Here is a 4,135-nt window from a genome sequence, read left to right on the forward strand (position 1 = left end):
CGATTTCGTCCAGCCGAACGGACTGGCCTTTTCGCCTGATGGCCGATGGCTGTACATCGCGGACTCAGGCGCTTCGCACGACCCCGAAGGGCCGCACCACATCCGTTCGTTCCAGGTGAGCGAGGGCAGGCTGCGGGGAGGCGAGGTGTTCGCGACGGTGGACGCCGGTATCCCGGACGGCCTGCGCGTGGATGTTCTCGGCAATGTGTGGACCAGTGCCGGGGACGGCGTTCATTGCTTTACCCCGCAGGGCGAGCTGCTTGGCAAGATACTCATTCCGGAGCCGGTGGCCAACCTCGAGTTCGGCGGCCCCAGAGGCAACAGGCTGTTCATCACGGCCACGACATCGCTGTATTCCTGCTATCTGGCGACTTCCGACGCCGGGGCTCACGCGTCGCGAGCCAGCTAGCGGGATGGCAGGACCGTTTTCCGGTTGAACCAGCGCATGATCCTGCTGGTCATGGCGGCGCTGATCCTGGTCCTTCGCCAGGTGGTGGAGGGTGAATTTTTACAGTCAAATTGCCCTCAAGCCCAATAAAAACGGGCGTGAACAGCTATTGAAACAGGAGCAAAAGAGCGGGCTCACTGCCTGCCCTGCTTCCCTCCGCCACCGGCCCGCGTTTTTTATGCAGCTCGCAGAACCGCCAGGTAACCGTTCTGGTCCTTGCCGCCTTCTTCCCGGATCACGCTGGGTTCCAGACTGAGGATCTTGAAGCCGTGGTCGCTGGCCAGGCGTTCGATATACGCCACCGAGTGTGCATAACGACGGGTCGGGCGCAGGACCAGATCCTCGTTTTCGCTGGACTCGAATGAGAAGGCAAACAAGCTCCCCGGTCTCACGGCAGTCCGTGCGGCTTCAAAAACGGCTTCGAGCGCACCGACATAAATGAACACATCGGTGGCGACCACCAGGTCGAAACAGGCGGTTTGCGGTTCAAGAAAGGTGGTCAGATCACTGCACACGAGCTGGTCGTAAATGCCGCGCTTGCGTGCCATCTCCAGCATGTTGGGCGACAGGTCCACCCCTGTCAGGGTGCGCGCCAGCGGTTTGAGCAATGGCCCGCACAGTCCGGTGCCGCAACCCAGGTCCAGCACGTCCATCCCGCCGGCCGGATGCAGCCTGAATATCTGCTCGCAAATCAGGGCCGGTGTCTGGTACTTCAGGCGCCCTTGGAGGTGATCGTCAAAGTGCTCCGCGTACCAGTCGAACAGGTTGACCACATAACGCGCCGGCGCGGTTTCGGGGGCGATGTCTGCACCCAGCGAAGCCAGGGCGTAGGTCAGCTCGGCCCGGTCGCCACCCAGCTCAAGAGCCTTGCGAAAACTGCGGGCGGCTTCCTCCGGTCGCTTCAGCATGATCAGGGTTTCGGCGCGGTCCGAATGGTTTTTTGCATCATCCGGGGCCAGCTCGATCGCGCGGTCGTAGTCCTGCAGGGCCTGGTCCAGAATCTTCAGGCCGGCCAGCAGGCCGGCCCGTGTGGCCAGTGTTGACGCTGCATCGGGCTTGACCCGCAATGCCCGGTCGAGAATGGAAATGCATTCCTGCGGTGGCTTCTTGAGTTTGTGCATGACGAAGGCCTGCCGCACCAGCGCCTGTTCATGGTCAGGCTTGAGTTGCACCGCACGGCTGTAGCACGCCAATGCCTGTTCATATTGCTTTTCATGCTGGTGCGTGAGGCCGCGATGGTAATGCGCCTCGGCGAAGTCGGGCGCAAGCTGAAGCGCGCGTTCAATGCTCTGGACGGCTTCCTGATGGCGCTCCATGGCGAACAAGGCGTGGCCGCGGTTGTTCAGCACTTCAGGATTGTCGGGACGCAGCTGCAGCGCCTGGCCGTAGTCGTCCAGCGCTTCTTCGAGACGGTTGAGGTTGTGCAGGCAAAACCCCCGGTGGACAAAGGCTTCCGCCAGTTCGGGCTGCAGCCGCAGGGCTTCGCCCAGGCTGGCGGTGGCCTCCTCGTGGCGCGCCATGAATCGCAGAGCCTTGCCGCGCGTGAGATGGCAGCGCGCATTGGCCGGCTGCAGAGTGATCGATTCGTCGCAGCGTTCAAGTGCCATGTCGTACAGGCCAAGATAGAAAAACACCTGGCCCAGGTTGGCCAGCGCATCGGGATCACCTGGTGCCAGCGTCAGCGAGGTCTCGATCAACCTTCGCGCGTAAAACTGGTTGCCTTTCTGGCTGACGATGACGCCCAGCAGGTGAAGCGCGTGATGGTGGTTGCGGTGTACAGCCAGGATCTGCTCATACAGGATCTGCGCCTCCGCTAGGCGGCCGTGCTGCTGATGTTCAATGGCCTGCTTGAAGGCGGTTTCTGCCTCGATCTGGTTCATGCTGGGTTCTTTCCTGGACACGGGTCTCGCATTGGTCGCGGATTATGCCGGGGTCCTGAGCGCTTATCCAATCGGCAGCATGCCCCGGTTATTCCGGCTGGCTCTCCCCCGCGGCACGCGGCGGCGCCACAGCCTCGTTGGCAACGATTTCCGCAAGCAGGCCAATCCACCAGTCGCGGCGTTTTTGCGCCGACTGGATGGAAAGATCGTCCATCTCGGAAAACAGCGTCTTGATGCTCAGGCCTTCGCACACTTCAAGAAAGTCTTTGGACGCCATGGCGAGCTGGTCGGCATTCATGCGCCGCATCACCGACAGCAACATGGCCGAGTCGATGGCCACGACCATGCGAAGACTGGAGATTTCCGAATGCAGGGTGTCTAGCTTGTCCATGGGCCACTTCCTTCAGGTTGGTGCGCTGCCTGCTGGCGCGGTTGATGCGCGTTGTTTGTTCTTTTTTCCATCGTAGCCCTTGCGTCGGTCGGTTTGGGTCGGCTTTGAGGCCACCGTCTTGGGGGGCACGAAGTGACTGGCGGTCTTGGCCTTGCATCCGGCTGCAGGCGCTGCCATGAGAAGGCTTCAACCCATTGTTCCGCCTGACCCGGCTATTTTTGTAACTTAATCACGGGCGGCGGGAAAAAGTAACCTTTACGCACATTTCGTGCAGAAAATATGCAGCCCGCCGGTGGCAATTCAGTGTCATCAGCAGGTCATGCCCCTGTGCAGAATCTGCGACAGCGGTTGTAATTACTTATTGCTTCGCTCAGTTTTATATTGTAAAAACCTGTAAATGTAAGAGTTGTGATTGATTCACTGGTCGCTTCATGAGCCGCGGCTCCTTGCTGCATTGTTATCAACCTTTTTCAAGGGGAATTTATGTCTGACAGCTTGCAAAAGTGGGTGGGCCGCAACCGGCCGCCACGCGTTCAAATTACATACGATGTGGAGATTGGGGACGCGGTCGAAAAGAAAGAGCTTCCCATGGTGGTGGGCCTGCTTGCCGACCTTTCGGGTCAGCCAGCAACGCCGCTGCCCAAACTGAAAGACCGCCGGCTGGTCGAGATTGACCGCGACAACTTCAACGAGATCATGGGGAAAATTTCCCCGCGGCTGGACATCTCGGTGCCTGACGCCATGAAGGGCGAAGGCAATATCAAGGTCGAGCTGAACTTCAAGGAATTCGACGACTTCCATCCTGAAGCCATTGTCAAGCAGATCCCCCGTCTGGCCAAGCTGCTCGAAGCACGCCAGCAGTTGCGTGACCTGCTGGCCAAACTGGACGGCAACGACGAACTCGACAGCCTGCTCGAGAACATCGTCCAGAGCACTGAAGAGCTGAAAACCCTGCAAACCGAAGCCAATGCGGGCGCTGAAGCCCCTGCAGATGCTCCGGCTGCCGAAACCCCGGCAGCGTAAGCAACCATCCCGGTCTGTGCTTCGGCACACCCCTTATTTTTTGGAACGGTGATTGATATGGCTACTAAGAAATCAGAAGCAGGCGGCGCAGCAAGTGCCTCCACCGAAGCCGGCAGTGAATTGGGTCTTCTTGACCGGATCATTGTCGAAGGAAACATGGCTGTTGAGCCGTCGCAGGGCACGTATGCGAAGAAGCTGATTGGTCAGTTTGCTTCGCAAATCCTCGACGAAGGCATGAAGGCCAGCCCCGACAAGGGTGTCGTGGCGATGATCAACGAGCGGGTCGCTGAGATTGACAAGCTCCTGACCGACCAGCTCAATGAAATCATGCATGACCCGTCCTTCCAGGCGCTTGAAGCATCCTGGAGAGGTCTGCATGACATGGTGTTCGGT

At 59.4% G+C, this 4,135-nt stretch carries 5 protein-coding genes; 3 read left to right on the top strand and 2 right to left on the bottom strand.

Annotated elements, in window-relative coordinates; translation table 11 throughout:
* Positions 1-409 (top strand): SMP-30/gluconolactonase/LRE family protein (locus WA904_RS22190; RefSeq protein WP_425199293.1); only part of this gene is annotated, 409 nt, incomplete at its 5' end.
* Between the two features lie 215 nt (positions 410-624).
* Here WA904_RS22190 and WA904_RS22195 read toward each other — a convergent pair.
* Positions 625-2,328 carry a tetratricopeptide repeat protein gene (locus WA904_RS22195; RefSeq protein ID WP_425199294.1) on the bottom strand — a complete coding sequence of 568 codons (1,704 nt, stop codon included), beginning with the start codon at positions 2,326-2,328 and terminating at the stop codon, positions 625-627.
* Between the two features lie 88 nt (positions 2,329-2,416).
* Positions 2,417-2,719 carry a hypothetical protein gene (locus tag WA904_RS22200; protein ID WP_425199295.1) on the bottom strand — a complete coding sequence of 101 codons (303 nt, stop codon included), beginning with the start codon at positions 2,717-2,719 and terminating at the stop codon, positions 2,417-2,419.
* 483 nt (positions 2,720-3,202) lie between these two features.
* Between WA904_RS22200 and tssB the strand changes: the two genes are divergently transcribed.
* Entirely contained in the window at positions 3,203-3,742 is a 540-nt protein-coding gene (tssB, locus tag WA904_RS22205) for a type VI secretion system contractile sheath small subunit (protein WP_348067216.1), read from the top strand.
* Between the two features lie 57 nt (positions 3,743-3,799).
* Positions 3,800-4,135, top strand: a 336-nt coding sequence (locus WA904_RS22210) for a type VI secretion system contractile sheath domain-containing protein (RefSeq protein ID WP_425199296.1), incomplete at its 3' end; no start/stop codon positions are given.

The sequence above is a fragment of the Polaromonas sp. genome (genome assembly GCF_049790275.1).
In the GTDB taxonomy this organism is placed as follows: Bacteria; Pseudomonadota; Gammaproteobacteria; order Burkholderiales; family Burkholderiaceae_C; genus Polaromonas.